Source organism: Pseudomonas sp. NPDC087639 (assembly GCF_044743385.1).
Classification (GTDB): Bacteria; Pseudomonadota; Gammaproteobacteria; order Pseudomonadales; family Pseudomonadaceae; genus Aquipseudomonas.
In genome coordinates this window covers 32,778-57,099 of the sequence record NZ_JBIUWI010000013.1, presented here as the reverse complement: position 1 = coordinate 57,099, position 24,322 = coordinate 32,778, and the positions used below count along the sequence as shown (strand labels likewise).

The window sequence follows — 24,322 nt, the reverse complement described above, 5'->3', positions numbered from 1 at the left end:
CGTTTCTCTAATCTGTTCAGGCAGAAAGTGCTGGAACCGTCGTACCAACACACAAAGGGTCTATTCCCATCCGGGGGACGCAAACCTGGCATCGCTTTATTCCGATCCGTGACCGCGCCGAAGGCTCTGGGTCGCGAAAGCGGCGTTTATGGTCGCGAAGTTTGCCATAAACCCGAGGTTTTGGCGCCTTTCTCAGGCACAACGCCTATCCCCTGTGCTGGCTTGTGTGGCGAGGGGATTTATCCCCGATCGGCTGCGAAGCAGTCGTCAAACCATCCCACTCGGTACAAATGGCACGCTTAGGTCATGGTTTTTGGGGCGGCTTCGCCACCCATCGGGGATGAATCCCCTCGCCACAGAGGTTGTTTGAGCTTCTGTGTCAGGGTTCGACCTGGCTCCACTGTTTATTCAGGCGTTTGTCGGAGATCGGCACTTTTGTCCCCAACTGCTGGGCGAACAGCGACACCCGGTATTCCTCCAGCCACCAGCGATACAGCTCAAGCTGCGGATCGCGTTTGCCTTCCTGCGCGTGTTTGGCCGCACGGGTCTGGTATTGCGACCACAGGCCGGCGAGTTCGCCGCTCCAGACGCGATCCTTCTGCACCTGCGCGCCGAGTTTCTCGAAACGCTGCTCGACCGCTTTCAGATAACGCGGCAGCTCCTTGAGCCACTGCATCGGCGTTTCCCGGACAAACCCCGGATAGACCAGATTATTGATCTGCTGCTTGATGTCGTTCAGCGCCACGGCTTGCGCCAAGTCGATCTTGCCCTTGAAGCGTTTTTGCAGACCGTGCCAGAGCTTGAGGATCTCCAGCGTCAGCCGCGCCATGCGCTCGGCGTGTTCGGTCCAACTGCCGCGTTTGCGTTCGGCCAGGGCTGCCAGTCCTGCGCCGTCACGCGGCAGCGGGTCTTCGCCATCGAGAATGCAGCTGTCGAGGCTGGCCAACAGAATGTCTTCGACCAGCGCATCGACACGGCCCAATTCACGATAGAGCAAGCCAAGTTCGGTCTGCCCCGGCAACTTGCCACGCAGGAATTTGGCCGGCTCGGCCAATTGCTGCATCAACAGACGCTGCAAGGCGCGACGGTGCTGGAACTCGGCTTCGGCCGGGGTCGAGAACCGCCCTTCCTTGACCGTACCGCCCTCTTCAACCAGCGCCGGATAGACCGTCATCGACAGCCCGGCGATTTTCTGCTGAGTCTTTTCCGCTACGGGTGCGAAAACCCTGGCTTCCACCGGTTGCTGACTTTTCGCGCTCTGCGGCACCGCCAACGCGGCCTGACTCGCCTCAGCGAAGCGTGCAGTCAGCTCGGCCAGATCCCGCCCTTCGCCGAGGAACTTGCCCTGGCCGTCGACGATTTCCAGGTTCATCCGTAGATGCCCTTCGACTTGCTGCGCGGCTTCCGCCCACGCCTCGTCGCTGACCCGCGCGCCGGTCATGCGCAACAGCTCACGTCCCAGCACCTGGGGCAGCGAACCCTCGGCGAAGGTCATGCGTTGCAACGCAGCCTTGATGAAGTCCGGCACCGGTACGAAGTTCTTGCGCAGGGCTTTCGGCAGGTTACGCACGAGGGCGATGCACTTGGCCTCTATCAGCCCCGGCACCAGCCATTCCAGACGCTCCGGTGGCAGCATCGGCAGCAGCGGCGCCGGCACGCGCAGGGTCACGCCGTCGCGCGGGTGATTGGGTTCGAAGTGGTAAGTCAGGGCCAGTTCCAGATCGCCGATGTGCAGCGTGTCCGGGTAGTCCCGCGCGGTGACTTCACTGGCCTCACGGGCCAGCACGTCTTCTTCGCGCATGATCAACAGTTGCGGATCTTTTTGGCTGTTGATGCGATACCAACTGTCGAAGGTCGCGGTCTGATGAATCTCCGCCGGCAGCCGCGCATCGTAGAAAGCGTACAGGGTTTCTTCGTCGGCGAGGATGTCGCGACGTCGAGCCTTGGCTTCCAGTTCGTCGAGCTGTTCCAGCAGTTGTTTATTGGCGGTCAGGCATTTGGCCCGCGACTGAATCTCGCCACGCACCAGACCTTCGCGGATAAACAACTCACGCGAGACCACCGGATCAACCGGGCCGTAATGCACCGGCCGGCGACCGACCACGATCAGGCCGAACAGAGTGATCTGCTCAAACGCCACGACCTGCCCGCGCTTCTTCTCCCAGTGCGGTTCGAAGTGGTTTTTCTTGATCAGATGCCCTGCCAGCGGCTCGATCCAGTCAGCGTCGATCTTGGCGACCATGCGCGCGTACAGCTTGGTGGTTTCCACCAGCTCGGCGGTCATCAGCCATTGTGGGCGCTTCTTGCCGATGCCCGATGACGGATGAATCCAGAAGCGCCGCTGACGGGCGCCGAGGTAATCGCCGTCTTCGGTTTTCTGGCCGATCTGGCTGAGCAGCCCCACCAGCACGGCCTTGTGCAGTTTCGGATAATCCGCCGGCTCTTTATTGAGGCTCAACTGCATGTCGCGGCAGATCAGGCTCAACTGCCGATGCGAGTCACGCCACTCGCGCAGACGCAGGTAGTTGAGGAAATTCTTGCGGCACCAGTTGCGCAGCGGGCTGGCAGTCAGCGCCTGACGCTGCTCTTCAAAACCGCGCCACAGATTGACCAGCCCGGCGAAGTCGGAATCAACATCCTTCCATTGCGCGTGGGCCTGATCCGCCGCTTGCTGGCGCTCCGGCGGACGCTCGCGCGGGTCCTGAATCGACATGGCACTGGCGACGATCAGCACTTCCTGCAAGCTGCCGAGCTTCGCCGCTTCCAGCAGCATGCGGCCCATGCGCGGGTCGACCGGCAGGCGTGCCAACTGGCGACCCAACGGGGTCAACTGGCTGTTGCGATCCACCGCCGAGAGTTCTTGCAGCAGGTTGAAGCCGTCGCTGATCGCCTTGCCGTCCGGCGGCTCGATAAACGGGAACGCGGTGATTTCGCCGAGGCGCAGGTGCAGCATCTGCAAGATAACCGCAGCAAGGTTGGTGCGCAGAATCTCCGGATCGGTGAATTCCGGGCGACCGAGGAAATCCTCTTCGCTGTACAAACGTATGCAGATACCCGGCTCGACGCGACCGCAACGACCTTTACGCTGATTGGCGCTGGCTTGGGAAATCGCTTCGATCGGCAGGCGCTGTACCTTGGCGCGGTAGCTGTAACGGCTGATGCGCGCGGTGCCGCTGTCGATCACGTAGCGGATGCCCGGCACGGTCAGCGAGGTTTCGGCAACGTTGGTCGCCAGCACCACACGTCGACCCGGGTGCGACTGGAAAATCCGCTGCTGCTCGGCCGGCGACAGGCGCGCGTACAGCGGCAGAATCTCGGTGTGTTTGAGCTGGGCCTTGCGCAGCATGTCGGCGGCGTCGCGAATCTCGCGCTCGCCGGGCAGGAACACCAGCACGTCACCCGGACTGCGGCGTTCGCTGCGCTCGTAAGCGGCGATTTCGTCGAGGGTGGCGAGAATCGCCTGATCCACGGTCAGGTCGTCTTCGACGCGGTTGCCCTCTTCGTCCTGCTCCAGGGTCAGCGGGCGATACCAAGTGTCCACCGGGAAGGTGCGGCCGGAGACTTCGACAATTGGCGCATCGTCGAAGTGCTTGGAGAAGCGCTCCAGATCGATGGTCGCAGAAGTGATGATGACTTTCAGATCCGGGCGGCGCGGCAGCAGGGTTTTCAGGTAACCGAGCAGGAAATCGATGTTGAGGCTGCGCTCGTGGGCTTCGTCGACGATGATCGTGTCGTAGCGTTCCAGATACCGGTCGTTCTGGGTTTCCGCCAGCAGAATGCCGTCAGTCATCAGTTTGATCAGGGTGTTGGAGTCGCTCTGATCTTCGAAACGCACCTGATAGCCGACCAAGGACCCCAGCGGCGTGCCGAGCTCTTCGGCAACCCGGCTGGCAACGCTGCGCGCCGCGATCCGGCGTGGCTGGGTGTGGCCGATCAAGCCGTGCTGGCCGCGACCGATTTCCAGACAGATTTTCGGCAACTGCGTGGTTTTACCCGAGCCGGTTTCGCCGGCGATGATCAGCACCTGATGCTGCTCCAGCGCCTTTTTGATTTCGTCACGCTTGGCCGCGATCGGCAGGCTGTCGTCGTAACGGATCACTGGCAGGCTGGCCTTGCGCGCCAACACCTGATCGCAGGACGCCTGCATGCGCGCCACCCACTGGGCCAGCTTGGCCTCGTCGGGTTTCTTGCGCAGCTCAAGCAACTGCCGCCGCAACCGGTGACGGTCGGCGAGCATGGCGTGATCGAGGTTTTTCAACAATTTGTCGATGGAGGGCGATTCGTCGGTCATCGGGTACGCAATTCGGTCGTCTAGTGGCGCAGGGGGGCGATTGTCGCAGATTTGCGGCACTGAACACGACTGTGAGGTGCTTTTGTGGCGAGGGGATTTATCCCCGATCGGCTGCGCAGCAGTCGCCAACTGGATATCAAAGCCGATCTGTCACATCTGCGCTGAATGGTTTTAGGGGTGCTTCGCACCCCATCGGGGATAAATCCCCTCGCCACACAGTGTTCACTTGAAAATTATTCGTTATCCAGGCCCTTGCGCCGATACGGGAACACATCAATAACCTTCCCGGCCCGAATCGCCTCCTGCAAGCTCTTCCAGTAATCGGCGTTATACAACTCGCCATGCAACTGATCGAACAACTTGCGCTGACCGGAATCGGCAAACAAAAACGGCGGAAACTCCTCGGGGAACACATCCAGCGGCCCGATCGAATACCACGGCTCCGACGCCATTTCGTCCTCCGGCGTACGAGGTTGGGGGATGTGGCGGAAGTTGGCCTCGGTCAGGAAGCAGATTTCGTCATAGTCATAAAACACCACGCGCCCGTGTCGGGTGACGCCGAAGTTCTTCAGCAGCATGTCACCGGGGAAGATGTTCGCCGCCGCCAGTTGTTTGATCGCCAGCCCGTAATCCTCCAGCGCCTCGCGCACCTGCGCATCGTTGGCGTTTTCCAGGTACAGGTTGAGCGGGGTCATCCGTCGTTCGGTCCAGCAGTGGCGGATCAGCACGGTGTCGCCTTCCACCGACACCGTGGACGGCGCGACTTCAAGCAATTCTTCAAGGCACGCCGGATCGAACTTGCTCAGCGGAAAGCGGAAATCGGCGAATTCCTGGGTATCGGCCATGCGCCCGACCCGGTCGACACTTTTCACCAAACGGTACTTCTCGATGACCGTGGCGCGGTCGACGTTTTTCGACGGCGAGAAGCGGTCCTTGATGATTTTGAATACGGTGTTGAAGCCCGGCAGGGTGAACACGCTCATGACCATGCCGCGCACGCCGGGGGCCATGATGAACTGGTCGTCGGTGTTGGCCAGGTGGTTGATCAGCGCACGATAGAACTCGGACTTGCCGTGTTTATAGAAGCCGATCGAGGTGTACAGCTCGGCAATGTGCTTGCCCGGCAGGATCCGCCGCAGGAAACCGATGAACTCCGCAGGCACCGGCACGTCGACCATGAAATACGAGCGGGTGAAGGAGAAGATGATCGACACATCGGCTTCGTCGGTGATCAGCGCGTCGATCTGAATTCCGCGACCTTCGCGGTGCAGCAACGGGATCACCAGCGGCCACTGCTCGTCACGGGTATAGATGCGCCCGACCAGATACGCGCCCTTGTTGCGATACAAAACCGAAGAAAACAGCTCGACGCTCAGTTCCGGGTCTTTGCATACCCAGTCCGGCAGGTTCTCGCGCAATTGCGCTTCGAGTCTGAGCAAATCGCCCGGCAAATCGGCGTAATCCTCACTGAAGCGGTAGTCGGCAAAAATGCTCGCCAGCATCCCCGATAATTGGCCCTGCGGTTTGTACGTGCGGGTTTGCGCGGCGCGGGCACGGCGCAGGCTGGGCCGCGTGGTGTGGATGAACATGCAGCCGTCGCTGATCAGGTCATGGCTGAACAGCCCGCAGAAAATCGAGTTGTACCAGGTCTCGGACAGCTCATCGTCGAAGCGCAGGTCGATGACGCTGATGTATGCGCTTTTCACCAGCGGCCAGCAACTGACATCCATCAGCGTTTCGTCGTCGAAATACTCACGCAGGCGAGCGATGGTTTCGCCGACCTTTTCTTCGTAGAGGTTGATCCGCGCCGCCGATGCCGTCTGGATCTCCTGCCAGCGCGCCTGCTCGAAGCGCTCCCGCGCGCCGTCGGTGATCCGGCGGAAATGCTCGCGGTAATCGTCGAAGCCATCGAGGATCATGCGGGCGATGTCGGTGGCTGGCCATGGCTGCGGCATAGATGAAACCTCTGCGTGCATTCGGAATGCTTGAGCTTAGCCACGGAACCGGCCCGAGGAGAAGTGCAATTTCTGCCAAAACCGCGTCGTGGTTGCACACGGCAGGGATTATTCGTTGCCGGCGTAAACAATGGACCGGTCAGACCAAAATTAAATGCCTGATTAGCGGTTGCCATCGTCAGGGCGCTCGGCAACACTCTCGTCCCGACCAAGCAAGGAGCGCCACCGTGAGCCCCGTCGATATTTTCCGCATGCTGTCGCTGGCAGCCATCTGGGGCGCGAGCTTCCTGTTCATGCGCATTATTGCGCCGGTGATCGGCACAATTCCGACGGCGTTCTTGCGCGTGTCGATTGCGGCCGTCGGTCTGCTGGTGATCCTTGGGCTGATGCGCATCAGCTGGGATTTCAAAGGCAAGCTGAAAACCGTGATGCTGCTGGGTGTCATCAATTCGGGGATTCCAGCGACGCTGTACTCAGTGGCGGCGCAGGTATTGCCGGCGGGTTATTCGGCGATCTTCAACGCCACCACGCCGTTGATGGGCGTGCTGATTGGCGGCTTGTTCTTCAGTGAAAGACTTACCGTCGCCAAACTCAGTGGTGTGTTCCTTGGCTTGTTCGGTGTCGGCGTGCTCACGCGCGCAGGCCCCGTGGCTTTCGATCTGGAATTGTTGATGGGCGCCCTCGCCTGCCTGCTTGCCACCACTTGCTACGGTTTCGCCGGTTTCCTCACCCGTCGCTGGCTGGATCATAGCGGCGGGCTCGATAGTCGACTCTCGGCGGTGGGCAGCATGCTCGGGGCAACGCTGTTTCTCTTGCCGCTGTTCGGCTACAGCGTGATGACCGCACCACCGGCAAGCTGGGGCGGCTGGAATGTCTGGCTGTCGCTGCTGGGATTGGGCTTGGGCTGCACGGCGTTTGCCTACATCATTTACTTCCGTCTGCTCAGCTCCATCGGCCCGGTGAAGTCGATGACCGTGACCTTCATGATCCCGGCGTTCGGTGTGTTGTGGGGCGCGCTGCTGCTGGATGAGCCGCTGTCGATGGCGCATCTGTATGGCGGGGTGTTGATCGCACTGGCGTTGTGGCTGGTGTTGAAGCCGGCGGTAGTGAAATCGGCTGAGGTGACGGCCCGCTAGAACAGCGTGGCTGCTGAAATTGCCATCGCGAGCAGGCTCACTCCTACAGGGAAATGCGTTCCAACTGTAGGAGCGAGCTTGCTCGCGAAGACGCCAGCACAGTCGCTAAGGATTTAAAGCGCCAGCGCACTCACCTCACCATCCACCAAACGCCGAATCCCCAGCGGATTAGCGTCCTGCAATGCCTCGGGCAACAACGCATCCGGGTAATTCTGAAAGCAGACCGGCCGCAAAAAGCGATCAATCGCCAACGTTCCCACCGATGTTCCGCGCGGATCCGACGTCGCCGGATACGGCCCGCCATGCACCATCGCCTCACACACCTCGACGCCGGTCGGATATCCGTTGAACAGAATCCGCCCGACCTTTTCCTGTAGCTGCTCGGCCAGCCAGCGGTACTCCAGCAACTCCCCCGCCTCACCGATCAACGTCGCCGTCAGTTGCCCACGCAAGCCTTGCAGCGCTTGCGCCAACTGCGTCTGATCCTCCACCTCAATGATGATGGTGGTCGGGCCGAAGACTTCTTCCTGCAACAGCGCATCGCTGTTGAGCAACAGGCTGACGTGGGCCTGAAACACCTGGGGTTGGGCCTGATTGCCTTGCTGCGGATGCCCGGCCAGGTGCGTCAGCCCCGGATGTTCGTGCAACTCGCCCAAGCCTTTGCTGTAACTGGCCAAGGCGCCGGCATTGAGCATGGTCTGTGCCGGTTGCCCGTTCATGTTGGCGCAGAAGCGCCGGACAAACGTACTGAACTGCGGCGAGCGCAAACCGATCACCAGACCGGGATTGGTGCAGAATTGCCCGCAGCCGAGCGTCACCGAACCCGCCAGTTGCGCGGCAATCTGCTCGCCGCGTACTTCCAGCGCTTCAGGCAACAGGAACACCGGGTTAATGCTCGACATCTCGGCGAATACCGGGATCGGTTGCGCGCGGCTCGCGGCCATCTGGCTCAGGGCATTGCCGCCCTTGAGCGAACCGGTGAAACCCACGGCCTGAATCGCCGGATGTTTGACCAGCCATTCGCCGACTCCGCCGCCGTAGACCATGTTGAATACGCCGGCGGGCATTTCGCAGCGCTCGGCGGCACGGATGATCGCGTCCGCCACCCACTCGGCCGTGGCCATGTGGCCGCTGTGGGCCTTGAACACCACCGGGCAACCGGCGGCCAGCGCCGAGGCGGTGTCGCCACCGGCCGTGGAAAACGCCAGCGGAAAGTTGCTCGCGCCGAACACCGCCACCGGACCGAGGGCGATGCGGTACTGGCGCAGATCCGGACGTGGCAACGGCTGACGTTCAGGTAACGCCCGATCAATCCTCGCACCATAAAAATCACCCCGGCGCAGGACTTTGGCGAACAGCCGCAACTGGCCGCTGGTGCGCCCGCGCTCGCCTTGGATACGGGCGGCGGGCAGCGCGGTTTCACGGCATACGGTAGCGACGAATTCATCCCCCAGGTCGTCGATTTCAGCGGCGATAGCATCGAGAAACGCAGCGCGTTTTTCCGCACTGAGGTTGCGATAAACCGGATAGGCAGCGGCGGCGGCTTTGGCAGCAGCATCCACCTCGGCTTCGGTGGCCTGGACGAAATGCCCCGGCAGCGCCTCACCCGTTGTGGCGTCGAGGCTTTGCAACTGCACGCTGCCTTGGGCGCTGCGGCGGCCGCCGATGTAGTTGTGACCCAGTAGCGATGTCATGGGAATTCCTCAAAAAAATTTGGGCGTTACAACGCACGTACCTGACCGATGGCCAGCGGCTGGGCACTTTCGCCGATGCCGTTTTCCAGCGGCGCGCCGAACGCGTCGAGGCTGATCTGGAAGCGGTCGCCGGGGCGGGTCTTGATAGCGTCGGCAAACGACAGCGTGGCGGTGCCGAAGTAATGCACGTGGACATCGCCTGGACGCAGGAACTGCGCGTATTTGAAGTGATGAAATTCGAGGTTGGCGAGGCTGTGGCACATGTTGTCTTCGCCACTGAGGAACGGCTTCTCCCACAGCACTTCGCCGTCACGCAGGATGCGGCTGGTGCCTGACAGATCAATGGGCAACGCACCGACCCGCAGCTCCGGGCCGTAGGCGCAAAAGCGCAACTTGGAATGGGCCAGATACAGGTAGTTGCGCCGTTCCATGACGTGGTCGGAAAACTCGTTGCCCAGCGCATAACCGAGGCGATACGGCAGGCCATCGTCGCCAATCACGTAGAGGCCGGCCAATTCCGGCTCCTCTCCGGCATCTTCGGCAAATGGCGGCACCGGAAAATCCGCGCCAGGGCGCACAACGATGTTGCCGTCGCCCTTGTAGAACCATTCCGGCTGCGCACCGACTTCACCGGCCGCCGGTTTGCCCCCCTCGATGCCCCACTTGAAGATGCGCATGGTGTCGGTCATGCCCGCTTCAACGGCGCCGTCCTGCTGGTGCATTTTGTCCCGTGCCGAGGCGCTGCCCAAGTGGGTCAGGCCGGTGCCGCTGATCAGGCAATGCGCCGGGTCTTCGTGATCCAGCGGCGGCAGGACGCGGCCCTGTTGCAGCAGCTCGGCGTAATCGGGGCCGAGTTCAGTGCCGCGCAGGGCGACTTGATCTTGCAGACCATGGCTGGCGCGGATCGCTGCCAGCGCCAGTTCGCGGGTGCTGACGGTGTTGCGCACAACGTGAACCTGCGAGCCCTCGACGAGCCCGACCTGGCGCTGGCCGGCGGTGTTTTCAAATTGAATCAGGCGCATATGCGGCCTCCGGAAATGCATGGAGGGCGCCGCCCGCAGGCGACGCCCGACAGGTCATTCGATGATGTTGAAGTCGCTCAAATACTCATCGGAAATTTCCAGGCCCAGGCCCGGCTTGTTGTCGTCGAGCTGGATATAGCCGTTGACTGGTTGCGGCTCGCCCTTGAACACGTAATAGAAGAGTTCGTTGCCGACTTCGACGTCGAACACCGGGAAGAACTCGGCCATCGGCGAGGCGGTGGTGGACATGGTCAGGTGGTAGTTGTGCATCTGCCCGGCATGGGGGATCACCGGCACCGACCAGGCTTCGGCCATGGCGTTGATCTTGCGCGCAGCGGTGATGCCGCCGACGCGGTTGGTGTCGTACTGGATCACGTCGACGGCGCGGCGTTCCAGCAAATCCTTGAAGCCGTAGGAGGTGAATTCATGCTCGCCGCCGGAGATCGGCATGATCCCCATTTTTTTCAGCTCGATGTAGCCTTCGATGTCGTCAGCGATCACCGGTTCTTCCAGCCAGCGCGGCTCGAACTCGGCCAGTTTCGGCAGCATCCGGCGGGCGTATTCGAGGGTCCAGCCCATGTAGCACTCGAGCATGATGTCGATGTCCGGGCCGGCCAGTTCACGCAGGGCGCGCACTTGCTCGATGTTTTTGCGCATGCCCGCCGGGCCGTCTTTCGGGCCATAACCGAAGCGCATTTTCAGCGCGGTGAAACCCTGATTCAGATAGCCCTGCGCCTCTTCGAGGAACAGGTCGAGGTTGTCATTGGCATAGAGCTTGGAGGCGTAGGTCCAGATCTTTTCCTTGGTGCGCCCACCGAGCAGTTTGAACACCGGTTTGTTCACCGCTTTGCCCATGATGTCCCAGATGGCGATATCGATGGCCGAGATCGCCGCCATGCCGATGCCTTTGCGGCCCCAAGCGTGGCTCTGGCGGTACATCTTCTGCCAGATGTATTCGTTGTCGAAGGGATCCTCGCCGATGGCAATCGGTGCCAGATAGGTGTCGATGATTTCCTTGGCCACGCGCGGCGCCAGGGCACAGTTGCCGATGCCGACCAGACCGGTGTCGGTTTCGATTTCCACCACCAGCCAGCCGTGGAAACGGAACGAGCCCATGGCGTCGCCACGCTCAAAAAGGATGTCGCTGGCGTTGGTGCAGAAGTGCGCTTGCGGTGGCACGACTTTGCCTTTCCATTCGAAGACGCGGGTACGGATCGCTTTGATTTTCATGAATACGGTTCCTTGCTAACGCTTAAGTAGTGATCAGCCAACCTGAGCCGGTGTGAGCTGCGAGGGAGAAACAGGGGTTTGGGTGGTGCGAAGTCGGGACAACAGAACCGCGCCAACGAGGCCTACCAGCGCCAGGGCGAACATGCCGGCACGGGGGTCAGCGAAGGAGGTTTCCATCACGGTTTTCAGGTTCGGTGCGACAAAGCCGCCGAGGTTGCCGATGGAGTTGATCAGGGCGATCCCGCCGGCTGCGGCGGCACCGCTGAGGTAACTGGTGGGTATGGTCCAGAACAGTGGCTGCACCGAGACGAATCCGGCGGCAGCGAAACAGAAAGCGAGCACCACCGGCACCATGCTGGTACCCAATGCCGACGCCGCGATGCCAAGGGCTGCCATGGTCAACATGCACACGGCGAGGCGACGGTGCTGGCCGGTGCGGTCGGCGTAGCGAGTGACGATGCGGGTCACGACCAAGGCGCAGATCCACGGGATCGCGGTGATCAGGCCGACGTTCAAACCGACATGACCGTCGAGCAACCCGGCGATGCGGGTTGGCAGGTAGAACACCACGCCATAAACGCTCATCTGAATGGTGAAATACGCCAGGCAGAATTGCAGCACTCGCGGGTTGCGCAAGGCACTCAGGAAACCGTGGGGGCTGGAGTCTTTTTTCTTTGCATCTTCTTCATCGAGTGCAGTTTGCAGTGCCTGCTTTTCTTCGACACTCAACCATGTCGCCTCAGCCGGACGGTTGACCAGGTAGAAGTAAGCAGCGATGCCCACTACCGAAGCCATCAGCCCCTCAACGACGAACAGCCACTGCCAGTTGGTCAGGCCAAACACGCCGTGGAACTCCAGCAACCAACCGGACAAAGGGCTGCCCAACACCAGTGCCAGCGGCAGGCCGAAATAGAACAGACCGAGGGCCTGGCCACGGCTCTGCGCCGGGAACCAATAGGTGAGGTACAGGATGATCCCCGGGAAGAACCCGGCTTCGGCCACACCCAGCATGAAGCGCAGGACGTAGAAGGTTTCGGCGTTGTGGGCAAACATCATCGCCGCCGACACCAGACCCCAGGTGACCATGATCCGGCACAGCCAGACCTTGGCGCCGAGGCGATGGAGCATGTAGTTGCTCGGCACTTCGAAGAACGCGTAACCGATGAAAAAGATGCTCGCACCGAAGGCGAACGCCGCATCCCCGAGCCCGGTATCGGCTTGCAGCGCCGCTTTGGCGAAGCCGACGTTGGAGCGATCGATGAAGGCGAGGATGTACATCAGGATCAGAAACGGCAGCAGGCGCAGCCGGCTTTTGGCGATGGCACTGGACAAAACCAGGGCGGAATCTGGACGGGTCATGTGAAGGTTCCTTTGCTGCCGGTATGTGCCCTGCGGAAGTGACAGGGCGGGCTTTTTGTAGTTGTCGGTCGCATGAACATGCGTTCAGTCGATGGAGCGACTGTAGCCAGCGCAAAGGGCTGCCGGATAATCACTTATGCGTATCCGGCGATAACCTGGGGTGATCGCATCAAGCGATTTATGGGCAGATAGGGTTATCGGGGCTACGCGCCAAAAAAAAGTGGGAGGGAGCCTGCTCGCGAAGGGGGTGTGTCAGTCGACATCAATGCCGTCTGACACACCGCTTTCGCGAGCAAGCTCGCTCCCACAGGGTTTTGTGTTGTGTTGGAAATTTTGTCAGTAGCTGTTGGCACCCATCCGGCAGGCAATTTCGAACGCCTGGCGAATCGCGCCGACGTTGGCCTTGCCCTGCCCCGCAATATCAAACGCGGTGCCATGGGCCGGGGTGGTGATCGGGATCGGAAGACCGCCCTGCACCGTCACCCCACGGGAGAAGCCCATCAGCTTGATCGCGATCTGGCCCTGGTCGTGATACATGGTGACGACCGCATCAAATGCGCTGGCATCGCCCTGCACCTTAAGGAAAATCGTGTCGCCCGGATAAGGCCCTTCCGCCGCAATGCCCTCGGCCTGTGCCGTACGTACTGCCGGGCCGATGATGTCGAGTTCTTCACGACCGAACGAGCCGTTGTCGCCGTTGTGCGGGTTGAGGCCACACACGCCGATGCGCGGTTTCTCCAGACCGTTGCGTTTGAGCGCGGTGTCGATCAGGCGGATCGCCTCGCCTACCCGCTCCTGACTGAGCAGCCCCGGCACATCGGCCAGCGCCACGTGTGACGTCACCCGTGACGTCCACAGGTTGTCGAGCACGTTGAATTCGCAGAACGGACCATGGAAATCCAGCAACTCGGCGAACCAGTGCAGCTCGTCGCTGTGGGCCATGCCGGCCATGTGCAGCGAGGTTTTGTTCAACGGCCCGAACAGCACCGCATCGGTGGTGCCAGCCTGGGTCAGACGCAGGGCGATTTCCAGCGTATCGAGGCTGTAGCGGCCGCCGATTGCACTGGCTTCGCTGCGGGGAAACTCGCCCACGGTATCGCCGCGCACGTTGTAGAACAGTGGCGTGTCATCGGCAAAATCCAGTTGCTCCAGCGACTCGATCCGGCGATAGGGAAACTCGACGCCAGCGATGCGCATGCCGCGCTGCATCTCGGCTTCATCGGCAATCAGAATCACCTGAGCCTGACTGCGCACGGCCGGCTCGCCGAGCAGCCGCGCAATCAGTTCCGGGCCAATGCCCGCCGGGTCACCGAGTACCATGGCGATCGTGGTTTTGTTCATGCTTGACTCCTCAAAGGCTCAGACCCGGCCCGCTCAAGGACACCAGGTTCGCAGCGGTAAACCCGCTGCGCGTTGCTGTAGAACAGACATTGCTGATCGGCCTGCGGCAGATCGGCGACGATGTGTTTGAAACCGCTGTAAATGCTGTCGAACGAGCCGCACAGGCTGTCGACCGGGAAGTTGCTGGCAAACATCGCCCGCGCGCTGCCGAACATGGCGATGATCTCGCGCACGATCCACGCGTTATCGATGGCCCGCCATGAACGACCGGCCTGACCGAGACCGGAAATCTTCACCTGCACGTTCGGGTACTCGGCCAGTCGCGCCATGGCTGTGCGCCAACCGGCCAAACCTTCGGCGCTGCGGTCGCTGGGCAGGCCGGCGTGGTTGAGAATCAGCGTGGTGTCGGGAAAATCCCGGGCCAGTCGCTCGGCTTCCGGCAGGTTCCACCACGGTGTCTGCAAATCGAAGTGCAGCCCCAAACCTTGCAGCGCGGCGTAACTGCGGCGCCAATGCTCGTCGCTCATCAGGCTGCGCGAACGCCCGACTTGCGTGGGTGATGTCGGCCCGCCGGGTTTGTGCCGCACGCTGCGCACATGCTTGAAGCGCGCCTGTTCGGTAAGCACATCAATGGCGTCCGGATGATCAAGCCAGGCTTGGGCCACCACCGCATTCGGCACGCCATAACGGGCGGCCAGTTGTTCGATGAAGCGGGTCTCGCCGATCGGGTCCTGCGGGTTCCATTCGGTCTCGATGTAGACGGTTTGCACCACTTGATGCTGTGCCGCGTCGGCGAAGTAATCCTCGGGAAAATAGCGGCGCTTGATCGCGCTGTAATCACCATAGCGAAACGGGATGTTGGCCTCGGGCGCGAGCCACGGGTGATCGTTGATCGCCGGGTCCCAGAAATGATGATGGGCGTCGATGATCGGGCCATCCCACAGTGGGCGGTTCTGCTCAGTCATGGCGCACCTCGTCCAGTGCAATGAACAGCGTGGCCAGCACAAACACCGCCGAACACGCCGCGAAGAAACCGAGTACCGGAGCGAAACCGCCGGCCATCTGCAGGATTACGCCGACCAGAATCGGCACGGTAATCCCGCCGACGCTGCCGGCCATGTTCATCACTCCGCCGATCAGGCCGACCCGCGCCGGTGCCGCGAGCAGCGCCGGGAAGCTCCAGTAGAGGCTGCCCCACATCAGGAAAAACGCGGTCATGGCCAACAGCGCCACGGCCGCAAAAGGGTTGCTCAAGGTCGGCAGCAGCAGGAACGCGCCCAACGCCACCAGACCGGAAAAAGCCAACAGACTCTTGACCGCCACACCACGGCTGACGCCTTTGCGAATCAGCCCGTCGCAGAGAAAACCACCGGTGAGCGAGCCGAGCGCGCCGCAGACAAAGATCACAAACGTGGCGAAACCAATGCCCTTGATATCGAAGCCACGCGCCTGGGACAGATAGGTCGGCCCCCAGGTCAGCAGGCCGAAATAAACCATCGCCCAACTGGCCCGGCCGATCAGCAAACCACTGAGTGAACGTGCGGCAATGCCCAGACCCTTGACCGGTGCCCGCGCTGCCTCGGCGGCAGGCGTGGCGCGGCCGGCGTTGATCTTTTCCAGCTCCGCCGCATTCACTTGCGGGTGGCAGGCTGGATCGTCGCGCAGATAACGCCAGGCCAGCCACGCCAACACCAAAGTGGCGATACCGGCAATCACAAACGCCAGGCGCCAGGAGTTCAGCGAGGCAATCAGGTAAGCGATGATCAAACCGCCCAACGCCACGCCCAACGGGCTGCCGCTGTCCATCAACACCGCGCCGCGACTGCGCTCGCCGGGGGCCAGCCACAGGGAAATCAGTTTGCCGCCGGACGGAAACAGTGGCGCTTCCGCCGCGCCCAAAGCGACTCGGGCGAACAGCAGCGACAGGCCGCCGGTGGCGAATGCCGCCAACACCTGAAAGGTGCCCCACAAACCGGTCGACCAAGTGATGACCCGGCGCGGCCCGTAACGGTCGATCAGCCAGCCGCCGGGGATCTGCAACAGCGCATAGGCCCAAAAGAAACTGCTGAGGATCAAGCCTTGCAGGCTCGGTGACAGGGAAAATTCGGTAGCGATGGTCGGCATCGCAATCGACAGCGACACGCGGTCGATCAGGTTGACCATGGTCAGGGCGAAGACAATTGCAAAGATCCGCCAGCGCACGTTGCTGGCCGTGGTACTGGCGGTCAGCGCAGCCGCCGCTGCCGTCGGGAGGGCGCCTGCGACAGGCAGGTGCAGGGAAGCACTGGGACGAGCCATGGTGCGTACCTCGTTTTATTATTTTTGTGGGTGTCGCCACGCCGCTGTTTCGCGGCATCCGGAGGGCACTATCGAAGGCCCGGCGATAACCGTCTAATCAAAACTTGAAATCAGGCGATAGCCTCGGGTTATGCCATGCCGATCTTTCATCACGCTTACATCGCCAGCCATGACGATGAATGTGCGCCTGAAACGCTCTACGGCAAAGTCTGCCCCACGTTTGGGTAATTGATTGGCGCCCGAGCGATAACCCCAGGCTATCGGTGTATGTTTTGTTTTGAGTAGACGCCGCCGTCATACCTTCCCACACTCAGGCCAGGCTTGCGGCTTTCGAGCGCAGACAAGTCACTCATAACAACTACAAGAATGAGGCCTCCCATGCGTACTGCATTCGTCCGTCGCACCTCCCGTCTGCTGCTGGGTTGTACCCTGCTCGCGGCCGGTGTCCTCCCCTCCCTCGCCCACGCCTGGCAACCGGACAAGAACGTCGAGATCGTCGTCGCCGGCGGCCCCGGTGGCGGCACCGACCAGCTCGGTCGTCTGATCCAGTCGATCATCACCACCCACAAGTTCCTTGAGGTCAACACCATCGTCCTCAACAAGGGCGGCGGCAACGGCGCCGAAGCGTTCCTTGACCTGAAGATGAACAAGGGCGATCCGGAAAAACTGGTGATCGGCACCAACAACATCTACCTGCTGCCGCTGGTGTCCAAGCTCGGTTACCAATGGCAGGAACTGACCCCGGTGGCCGCCGTTGCCGAGGATGACTTCATTCTCTGGAGCTACAAGGACGCACCCTGGAAAGACGCCAAGGGCTTCTATGAGGCGGTGAAAACCGACCCGTCGAAACTGCGCATGGGCGGCAGCCAGTCCAAGGACGTCGACCAGACCCTGACCCTGCTGCTCAACCAGACCAACAACAGCAAACTGGTGTACATCCCGTTCAAGAGTGGCAGCGAAGCCGCCACGCAACTGGCCGGCAAGCACATCGCCGCCAACCTCAACAATCCCAGCGAAAGCATCAGCCAATGGCGTGGCGATCAGATCGAGCCGCTGTGCGTGTTCAGTAAAGAGCGCATGGCCTACACCGAAAAAGTGGCTGGCGACAAATCCTGGGCGGATGTACCGACCTGCCACGAACAAGGCCTGGGCATCGATCAATATCGCTTTCCGCGCACCGTGTTCATGCCGGGCGATGTCACCGCCGAACAGCGCGCGTTCTATGTCGAGCTGATGCGCAAAGTGACCCAAACTCCCGAGTTTCAGGCCTACGTGAAACAGAACGCGCTGGTACCGACCTTCCTCGAAGGCGAGCCGCTGACCGCGTACATCGAGCACGACACCGCCCGTGTCACGCCGGTGTTCAAGGAAGCCGGCTGGCTGAAAAACTGAGGTCGTCCACGGCCGCACGATGATGCGCGGCCGTCACCTGCTGGAGGTGTTTCATGTCCCATTCTTCGGATTCACCGGCGCTGGTCAGCACCCGTTGGGTCGAACTCGGCCTGACCCTGTTCACCACGCTGATCGGCGCGGTGGTGATGTACGGCAGCCTTGAACAAGGCATCGGCTGGGGTGACGCCGGGCCTGAGCCGGGTTACTTCCCCTTCTACATCGGCCTGATGCTCAGTGGCGCGAGCGTGGCCAACGGCATTCTGACCGTGGTGCGCTGGCAGGCCATGAGCATTGCGTTCGTCAGCCGCAGCGCTTTTCGGCAAGTGTTCTCGGTGTTCCTGCCGATTGCCCTGTTCGTCGCGGCCATGCCCTTCACCGGCATCTATGTGGCCTCGGCGGCGTTCATTGCCTGGTTCATGTGGCGCGACAAAGTACGCGTAAAACCCTACGGCAAATGGATGATCGGCAGCGTCTCGCTCGGCGCGGTGCTCGCCAGTTACCTGATCTTCGCGCTGTGGTTCAAGGTGCCGCTGGATGCCGGCCCGATGGGCGACTGGATTGCCCTCGCCGGGAGAAACTTCAAATGAGCGAATTCGATTCCCTGATGCAAGGCATGAACCTGATCATGACCCCGGGCCACATCGGCCTGATGGTGATCGGCGTGCTGCTGGGCATTCTGGTCGGTGTGTTGCCCGGCCTCGGCGCCCCCAACGGCGTGGCGTTGCTGCTGCCTCTGACCTTCACCATGTCGCCGGTGTCGGCGATTATCCTGTTGTCGTGCATGTATTGGGGGGCGTTGTTCGGCGGGTCGATCACCTCGATTCTGTTCAACATCCCCGGTGAGCCGTCATCGGTGGCGACCACCTTCGACGGCTACCCGATGGCCCGTGAAGGCCGCGCCGCCGAAGCCCTCACCGCCGCGTTCAGTTCGGCGCTGATTGGCGCACTGGCCGGCGTGTTGTTGCTGACGTTCCTGTCGACCAAGATCGCCGCGTTCGCCATGTCCTTCAGCTCACCGGAATTCTTTGCGGTGTACCTGTTGGCCTTCTGCACGTTCATTGGCATGAGCAAGAACCCACCGCTGAAAACCGTGGTGGCGATGATGATCGGTTTCGCCATGGCGGCGGTGGGCATGGATACCGTGTCCGGCAACCTGCGCCTGACCTTCGATCAGCCCGCGTTGATGACAGGGATCAGTTTCGAAGTGGCGGTGATCGGTCTGTTCGGCATCGGTGAAATCCTCTGCACAGTGGAAGAAGGCCTGGTGTTTCGCGGTGAACATGCGCGCATCACGCCGATGGTGATCCTGCGCACCTGGGCGAAACTGCCGCGTTACTGGCTGACCATTGTGCGTAGCACGTTGGTCGGTTGCTGGATGGGCATCACCCCGGGCGGGCCGACGGCGGCGTCGTTCATGAGCTACAGCCTGGCGCGGCGCTTCTCGAAGAACCGCGACAACTTCGGCAAGGGTGAACTGGAAGGCGTGATCGCTCCGGAAACCGCCGACCACTCCGCCGGTACCAGCGCCCTGCTGCCGATGTTGACCCTGGGCATTCCCGGTTCGGCCACCGCAGCGGTAATGCTCGGCGGCTTGATGATCTGGGGCCTGCACCCCGGCCCTACCCTGTTCGTCGAGCAGCACGATTTTGTCTGGGGCCTGATCGCCAGCATGTACCTGGGCAACGTCGTGAGTCTGATCGTCGTGCTGGCCACCGTGCCGTTGTTCGCCTCGATCCTGCGCATTCCTTTCTCGATCATCGCGCCGATCATCATCATGGTCTGCGCCATCGGTGCCTACTCGGTACACAACTCGTTCGTCGACGTGGTGCTGATGCTCGGCTTCGGCGCGCTGGGTTATCTGTTCAAGAAACTCGGCTACCCGATCGCGCCGCTGGTGCTCGCCGCCGTGCTGGGTGACAAGGCCGAAGACGCGTTCCGCCAGTCGATGCTGTTCTCCGACGGGCACTTGGGCATCTTCTGGTCCAACCCGTTGGTGGGCAGCCTGACCACGGCGGCGTTGCTGATGTTGTTCTGGCCACTGATCTCCAAGGCGCTGCAAGTCATGGTCGGTTTGCGCAAGCCCCCTGCGGCCAAGCCAAAATCGGTGCTGTGACACAGGACTGGCACTGCCTGACATTTGTTGTCAGGCTGGCCTCCTGTCTTTTTCGCGAGCACGGCCCATGACCCGAATTCCTGATGCCAACGTGATCCACAGCCGCCTGCGTCTGCGCCAATTGCGGCTGATGCTGGCGTTACAGGAATTCGGCTCGCTGCGCCGCGCCGCCGACCACATCGGCATGACTCAACCGGCGGCGACCAAGATGCTGCACGAGGCCGAGGATTTGCTCGGCGTCGAACTGTTCGAGCGCCTGCCCCGGGGCATGCGCTCGACGCCCTTCGGCGAGACGGTGATCTATTACGCGCGCATGGTCTTCGCCGAACTCAGTGGCATGCGCGAAGAGTTGGTGGCGCTGGAATCGGGCAATCTCGGAAGGGTCGCGGTCGGGGCCATTCCGGCGCTGGCCTCGGGGTTGCTGACGCGAACTATCGCGACCTTGAAGCAAAGCCATCCACGGTTATCAATGAGCATTCAAGTCGACACCAGCGACGTGTTGGTGCAGGCGCTGTTGCAGGATCAACTGGACATCGTGCTGGGGCGAATACCCGCCGGAGCGCGGGCCGAAGAGTTGCTCTTCGACAGTCTCGGCGAAGAAGCCTTGTGCGTGATTGCCGGCGCGCAGAACCCGCTGGCGAAAGAGAAAAACCTCAGCTGGGCAGAATTGCAAAACATGACCTGGGTGCTGCAACAGCAACCGAGTCCGATGCGCGCGATCATCAATCAGGTGTTCCACAACGCCCGGGTCGACATCCCCAGCAGCATCGTCGAAACCACCTCGATAATGACCTTGCTGTCATTGATCCAGCAGACCGATATGCTCGGCGTAACACCGGTGTCGGTGGTCGAGGACTACCCCGGCCGCGATCTGCTGGCGGTGCTGCCGATCAAGTTCGAAGCGCGACTGCCACCGTTCGGTCTGATTACCCGACGCCACCGGATTCAATCGTCGGCGATGCAGGCGTTCATGAACTCGGTGCGGGCCGAACATGCATTGAGCAAATGAAAAAAAGGCCCGGAGACAGGCTCCGGGCCTTTTGCGGTTTACGCTGTTTTACGGAAGACGAACGCCAGACCGATGACGATCAACAGCATGCCTAACATGCTCAACGTCGCCAGTCTGTTGCCGAAAAACAGATAGTCCATCACTGCAGTCACCGCCGGCACCAGATAAAACAGGCTGGTGACATTCACCAGATTGCCCCGCGCGATCAGGCGATACAGCAACAGCGTCGCCAGCACTGACACCACCAGGCCCATCCACAACACCGGCACGATGAAGCCCACACTGTGCTCGAAGTGAAATGGCTGGAACGGCACGAAGATCCCGCACAACAACAGTCCGGCCAGATACTGCACCGGCAGCGTGCCGAGGGGATTGTCGGTGATGCGCTTCTGCATGATCGAACCGAGCGTCATGCTCGCCAGCGCCAGCAGACCGAACAGCATCCCCGCCCACGAGATCCCGGCCAGACCGATCCCCTGATACACCACCATGATCAGACCGGCCAACCCCAGCGCCAGCCCAAACATCCGGCTGGCCGAGCGCTGCCGCTCCATCAACACCACCGTGAGAATCGGTTGCACGCCCATGATGGTCGCCATCACCCCCGGCGTAACTTTGGTGTTGAGGGCCAGCAGATAGAAAATCTGATAAGCCCCCAACAGCACCACACCCGTGGCAATCGCAAACAGCATCGGCCTGCCGCCCTTGGGCAGTTTCAATTTGAGTAAAGGAATCAGCAGCACCAGGCCGCACAGGGCGATGGCAAAGCGAATCAGCAAAAAGGCAAACGGTGACGCGTGGGCCAGGCCCCATTTGGAGAAGATCGCCCCGCTGCTCCACAGCAGAACGAACAGGCTCGTGGACGTCGCCGCGAGCGCGGATTTTTTCGAAAGGACAAACATGAATACCACCTGTAGTCAGGCCAATAGCCAACTCAGCCGAAGCTGAAATTCAGTAGGTTTTTCAGGCGGGCAAGGGGGTCAGCAGAAAATGCCGATCAGCCCGATACGCCAACGCCCGGCGGTGATACGACTGCGCACACCGGCGTGCTACTGACAGGTGGGGGGTAATGACTGATCTGCCCGGGCTGCTGATTCCCGCACGGCACGACGCCAGCGTTGACCGCTGAATCGACTACCGCGTTGATGAGGGATACAGGCATTGGGGCAGATCTTTTTTGAAGGGTTTGGAACGTGAATCACCTGATTCACGAGCGGCGACTATAACCAGCGTGGGACACAGATTGCAATGGCTTGGGATTTCTGCAAGTTCTGGTCGATGGCATTGACGTGGATGAACCCAACGTTCTCGCTGGACGGCGCTGAATCGCAGGCAATAAAAAACCGCTCACAAGAAGCGGTTTTTCATTTCCGGTTCGGTCTCAACCAAACAGCCAATACCCGAGCAACGTCAAGACCACCACCGCCAACACCGGCCGCAGCACACGGTAGGCTTTCGGATTACGGCGTTTCCACTGTTTGACCGCACCGCTGAACTTGTCACTGAAGTTCTTGCTCCAGGCGTAAGCCTGGTTGATGCCACCGACGCGTTCGTCATCAAGGTTCTGTGGTGCGGTTGCCCGGCCGAGCCAGCCGCTGATGAAGCGGTTGATTCGGGTCATCAGCCGGTTGCTCAGCGGACGTTCGATGTCGCAGAACAGGATGACGCGCGTCTTGTCGGTTTCGTTCTTGACCCAGTGCACGTAGGTCTCGTCGAACATCACGTCTTCACCGTCGCGCCAGGCGTAGACCTGACCATCGACGAAGATCCGGCAGTCATCGGAGTTCGGTGTCGACAGGCCGAGGTGATAACGCAGGGAACCGGCAAACGGATCGCGGTGCGGATTGAGGTGACTGCCGCCCGGCAGCAGCGCAAACATCGCGCCTTTAACGTTCGGAATGGTACTGACCAGTGCCACGGTTTTCGGGCACAGGGTTTCGGCCGATGGCAGAGGTTTGTCGTACCACTTGAGGTAGAAACGCTTCCAGCCCTTCTTGAAGAACGAGCCGAAACCGGCGTCGTTGTTCTTCTCGGCGGCGCGGATGTAACCCTCGTCGAACAGGTGCATCGCTTCGTCGCGAATGACTTCCCAGTTATCGCGCAGCACATCCAGTTCCGGGAATTTGCTGCGATCCAGATACGGCTTGGACGGTACAGCGGAGAACAGGTACATCAAGGCGTTGTAGGGGGCGAACAGCGCCGAGTGGTTGACGAACTGACGCAATACCGGCAAACGCGCCTTGCCGCGCAAATGCACATAGAGCGTGCTGCCCAGAAACAGCAGCAATACCGAAGCCTTGGCGGCAAACGAAAAGGTCATCAACAACTCCTTGGAATAAAAACAACACTGCGCAACGCCCTTTACCCGGCATGGCAGCCGGCCATGATAAACACTCCTGGCCCGGGGCAAAACCCGTTCAACCCAAGATTCAGTGTTAAGAATTGCGCAACAAAGCATTTATTAACATAAGCATCCTGAACCCGGGCTGACCTGAATCAACTCGATTACTGCTGGTTCTCCTGCTCGGTGAACAGATCGCTGAATAGCATGCTCGACAGATAACGCTCACCGGAGTCCGGCAGAATCACCACGATGGTCTTGCCCTGCATCTCAGGTGTCTCAGCCAGACGCACCGCCACCGCCATTGCCGCACCGCAGGAAATACCGCACAAAATCCCTTCTTCCTGCATCAGGCGCAGGGCCATGGCCTTGGACTCTTCGTCGGTGACCTGCTCGACCCGGTCGACCATCGACATATCAAGGTTTTTCGGCACGAAACCGGCACCAATGCCTTGAATCTTGTGCGGGCTCGGCTTGATCTCTTCGCCAGCCCGTGCCTGAGTAATCACTGGCGACGAGGCAGGCTCCACGGCCACCGAAATAATCGGTTTACCCTGAGTATTCTTGATATACCGCGAAACGCCGGTGATGGTTCCGCCGGTGCCGACGCCAGCCACCAGCACATCCACGGCACCGTCGGTGTCATTCCAGATTTCCGGGCCGGTGGTTTTTTCGTGGATGGCCGGGTTGGCCGGGTTATCGAACTGTGCCGGCATGAAGTATTTGCCTGTATCACTGGCAACAATCTCGGCGGCCTTCTCGATCGCGCCTTTCATGCCTTTGGCCGGCTCGGTCAGCACCAGTTCGGCGCCCAGCGCCTTGAGTACTTTGCGACGCTCAATGCTCATCGAGGCGGGCATGGTCAGCATCAACTTGTAGCCACGCGCGGCGGCGACGAAGGCCAGGCCGATGCCGGTATTGCCCGAAGTCGGCTCGACGATGGTCATGCCCGGCTTGAGTTTGCCGCTGCTTTCGGCGTCCCAGATCATGTTGGCGCCGATTCGGCACTTGACCGAATAACCGGGGTTGCGCCCCTCGATCTTGGCCAGAATGGTCACGCCACGCGGGGCGATACGGTTGATCTGCACCAGCGGCGTGTTGCCGATGGAATGGGCGTTGTCAGCAAAGATACGGCTCATGG

General features: G+C 61.0%; 17 protein-coding genes. 5 read left to right on the top strand and 12 right to left on the bottom strand.

Annotation, left to right across the window (positions count from 1 at the left end):
* Positions 1 to 379: 379 nt before the first annotated feature.
* Both hrpA and aceK read right to left on the bottom strand, forming a co-directional pair.
* Entirely contained in the window at positions 380 to 4,291 is a 3,912-nt protein-coding gene (gene hrpA, locus ACIOVB_RS08275; protein WP_401266573.1) for an ATP-dependent RNA helicase HrpA, read from the bottom strand.
* Between the two features lie 233 nt (positions 4,292 to 4,524).
* Positions 4,525 to 6,246, bottom strand: coding sequence for a bifunctional isocitrate dehydrogenase kinase/phosphatase (gene aceK, locus ACIOVB_RS08270; protein WP_401266570.1), 1,722 nt, complete (start codon positions 6,244 to 6,246; stop codon positions 4,525 to 4,527).
* Between the two features lie 227 nt (positions 6,247 to 6,473).
* Between aceK and ACIOVB_RS08265 the strand changes: the two genes are divergently transcribed.
* Positions 6,474 to 7,382, top strand: a complete 909-nt coding sequence (locus ACIOVB_RS08265; RefSeq protein ID WP_401266568.1) for a DMT family transporter — start codon at positions 6,474 to 6,476, stop codon at positions 7,380 to 7,382.
* Between the two features lie 113 nt (positions 7,383 to 7,495).
* Here ACIOVB_RS08265 and ACIOVB_RS08260 read toward each other — a convergent pair whose 3' ends face one another.
* From ACIOVB_RS08260 to ACIOVB_RS08230, 7 genes are all read right to left on the bottom strand, one after another.
* On the bottom strand, positions 7,496 to 9,076 hold the full coding sequence (locus ACIOVB_RS08260; RefSeq protein WP_401266565.1) for an aldehyde dehydrogenase (NADP(+)): 1,581 nt from the start codon (positions 9,074 to 9,076) through the stop codon (positions 7,496 to 7,498).
* A 26-nt stretch (positions 9,077 to 9,102) separates the two neighbouring features.
* Positions 9,103 to 10,098: an AraD1 family protein gene (gene araD1, locus ACIOVB_RS08255; protein ID WP_401266564.1), complete on the bottom strand. Its 996-nt coding sequence runs from the start codon at positions 10,096 to 10,098 to the stop codon at positions 9,103 to 9,105.
* 54 nt (positions 10,099 to 10,152) lie between these two features.
* Complete coding sequence (locus tag ACIOVB_RS08250) at positions 10,153 to 11,328, bottom strand: L-rhamnonate dehydratase (RefSeq protein WP_401266562.1); 1,176 nt, start codon at positions 11,326 to 11,328, stop codon at positions 10,153 to 10,155.
* 33 nt (positions 11,329 to 11,361) lie between these two features.
* Positions 11,362 to 12,687 (bottom strand): MFS transporter, encoded by a 1,326-nt coding sequence (locus ACIOVB_RS08245; protein ID WP_401266560.1) that lies wholly within the window; start codon positions 12,685 to 12,687, stop codon positions 11,362 to 11,364.
* Between the two features lie 336 nt (positions 12,688 to 13,023).
* Positions 13,024 to 14,028, bottom strand: coding sequence for a 4-hydroxythreonine-4-phosphate dehydrogenase PdxA (locus tag ACIOVB_RS08240; protein ID WP_401266558.1), 1,005 nt, complete (start codon positions 14,026 to 14,028; stop codon positions 13,024 to 13,026).
* The gene (locus tag ACIOVB_RS08235) at positions 14,025 to 14,993 is read right to left on the bottom strand and encodes an amidohydrolase family protein (protein WP_401266555.1); all 969 of its coding nucleotides are present in this window, start codon (positions 14,991 to 14,993) and stop codon (positions 14,025 to 14,027) included. Before ACIOVB_RS08235 ends, ACIOVB_RS08240 begins: the two co-directional genes overlap by 4 nt.
* On the bottom strand, positions 14,986 to 16,326 hold the full coding sequence (locus ACIOVB_RS08230; protein ID WP_401266552.1) for an MFS transporter: 1,341 nt from the start codon (positions 16,324 to 16,326) through the stop codon (positions 14,986 to 14,988). Before ACIOVB_RS08230 ends, ACIOVB_RS08235 begins: the two co-directional genes overlap by 8 nt.
* A gap of 378 nt (positions 16,327 to 16,704) precedes the next feature.
* Here ACIOVB_RS08230 and ACIOVB_RS08225 point away from each other — a divergent pair, with 378 nt between their 5' ends.
* From ACIOVB_RS08225 to ACIOVB_RS08210, 4 genes are all read left to right on the top strand, one after another.
* Positions 16,705 to 17,718 carry a Bug family tripartite tricarboxylate transporter substrate binding protein gene (locus tag ACIOVB_RS08225; RefSeq protein WP_401266550.1) on the top strand — a complete coding sequence of 338 codons (1,014 nt, stop codon included), beginning with the start codon at positions 16,705 to 16,707 and terminating at the stop codon, positions 17,716 to 17,718.
* Between the two features lie 53 nt (positions 17,719 to 17,771).
* On the top strand, positions 17,772 to 18,305 hold the full coding sequence (locus tag ACIOVB_RS08220) for a tripartite tricarboxylate transporter TctB family protein (protein WP_401266548.1): 534 nt from the start codon (positions 17,772 to 17,774) through the stop codon (positions 18,303 to 18,305).
* The gene (locus ACIOVB_RS08215; RefSeq protein ID WP_401266546.1) at positions 18,302 to 19,831 is read left to right on the top strand and encodes a tripartite tricarboxylate transporter permease; all 1,530 of its coding nucleotides are present in this window, start codon (positions 18,302 to 18,304) and stop codon (positions 19,829 to 19,831) included. Before ACIOVB_RS08220 ends, ACIOVB_RS08215 begins: the two co-directional genes overlap by 4 nt.
* 67 nt (positions 19,832 to 19,898) lie before the next feature.
* The gene (locus ACIOVB_RS08210) at positions 19,899 to 20,840 is read left to right on the top strand and encodes a LysR family transcriptional regulator (protein WP_095187746.1); all 942 of its coding nucleotides are present in this window, start codon (positions 19,899 to 19,901) and stop codon (positions 20,838 to 20,840) included.
* A gap of 38 nt (positions 20,841 to 20,878) precedes the next feature.
* On the opposite strand, the gene ACIOVB_RS08205 is transcribed toward ACIOVB_RS08210, so the two are convergent.
* The 3 genes from ACIOVB_RS08205 to cysK form a co-directional block, all read right to left on the bottom strand.
* On the bottom strand, positions 20,879 to 21,742 hold the full coding sequence (locus ACIOVB_RS08205) for a DMT family transporter (RefSeq protein ID WP_401266544.1): 864 nt from the start codon (positions 21,740 to 21,742) through the stop codon (positions 20,879 to 20,881).
* Positions 21,743 to 22,221: 479 nt separating this feature from the next.
* Complete coding sequence (locus ACIOVB_RS08200) at positions 22,222 to 23,160, bottom strand: aspartyl/asparaginyl beta-hydroxylase domain-containing protein (protein WP_401266542.1); 939 nt, start codon at positions 23,158 to 23,160, stop codon at positions 22,222 to 22,224.
* A gap of 185 nt (positions 23,161 to 23,345) precedes the next feature.
* Positions 23,346 to 24,320, bottom strand: coding sequence for a cysteine synthase A (gene cysK, locus ACIOVB_RS08195; protein WP_401266540.1), 975 nt, complete (start codon positions 24,318 to 24,320; stop codon positions 23,346 to 23,348).
* Positions 24,321 to 24,322: the final 2 nt, after the last annotated feature.

What these genes read in the sequence shown, in the direction of transcription:
- hrpA (WP_401266573.1), bottom strand. Translation starts at nt 4,291, where the DNA reads ATGACCGACGAATCGCCCTCCATCGACAAATTGTTGAAAAACCTCGAT.
- ACIOVB_RS08220 (WP_401266548.1), top strand. Translation starts at nt 17,772, where the DNA reads ATGTCCCATTCTTCGGATTCACCGGCGCTGGTCAGCACCCGTTGGGTC.
- ACIOVB_RS08245 (WP_401266560.1), bottom strand. Translation starts at nt 12,687, where the DNA reads ATGACCCGTCCAGATTCCGCCCTGGTTTTGTCCAGTGCCATCGCCAAA.
- aceK (WP_401266570.1), bottom strand. Translation starts at nt 6,246, where the DNA reads ATGCCGCAGCCATGGCCAGCCACCGACATCGCCCGCATGATCCTCGAT.
- ACIOVB_RS08205 (WP_401266544.1), bottom strand. Translation starts at nt 21,742, where the DNA reads ATGTTTGTCCTTTCGAAAAAATCCGCGCTCGCGGCGACGTCCACGAGC.
- ACIOVB_RS08225 (WP_401266550.1), top strand. Translation starts at nt 16,705, where the DNA reads ATGCGTACTGCATTCGTCCGTCGCACCTCCCGTCTGCTGCTGGGTTGT.
- ACIOVB_RS08215 (WP_401266546.1), top strand. Translation starts at nt 18,302, where the DNA reads ATGAGCGAATTCGATTCCCTGATGCAAGGCATGAACCTGATCATGACC.
- ACIOVB_RS08210 (WP_095187746.1), top strand. Translation starts at nt 19,899, where the DNA reads ATGACCCGAATTCCTGATGCCAACGTGATCCACAGCCGCCTGCGTCTG.
- ACIOVB_RS08240 (WP_401266558.1), bottom strand. Translation starts at nt 14,028, where the DNA reads ATGAACAAAACCACGATCGCCATGGTACTCGGTGACCCGGCGGGCATT.
- cysK (WP_401266540.1), bottom strand. Translation starts at nt 24,320, where the DNA reads ATGAGCCGTATCTTTGCTGACAACGCCCATTCCATCGGCAACACGCCG.
- ACIOVB_RS08260 (WP_401266565.1), bottom strand. Translation starts at nt 9,076, where the DNA reads ATGACATCGCTACTGGGTCACAACTACATCGGCGGCCGCCGCAGCGCC.
- ACIOVB_RS08200 (WP_401266542.1), bottom strand. Translation starts at nt 23,160, where the DNA reads ATGACCTTTTCGTTTGCCGCCAAGGCTTCGGTATTGCTGCTGTTTCTG.
- ACIOVB_RS08235 (WP_401266555.1), bottom strand. Translation starts at nt 14,993, where the DNA reads ATGACTGAGCAGAACCGCCCACTGTGGGATGGCCCGATCATCGACGCC.
- araD1 (WP_401266564.1), bottom strand. Translation starts at nt 10,098, where the DNA reads ATGCGCCTGATTCAATTTGAAAACACCGCCGGCCAGCGCCAGGTCGGG.
- ACIOVB_RS08250 (WP_401266562.1), bottom strand. Translation starts at nt 11,328, where the DNA reads ATGAAAATCAAAGCGATCCGTACCCGCGTCTTCGAATGGAAAGGCAAA.
- ACIOVB_RS08230 (WP_401266552.1), bottom strand. Translation starts at nt 16,326, where the DNA reads ATGGCTCGTCCCAGTGCTTCCCTGCACCTGCCTGTCGCAGGCGCCCTC.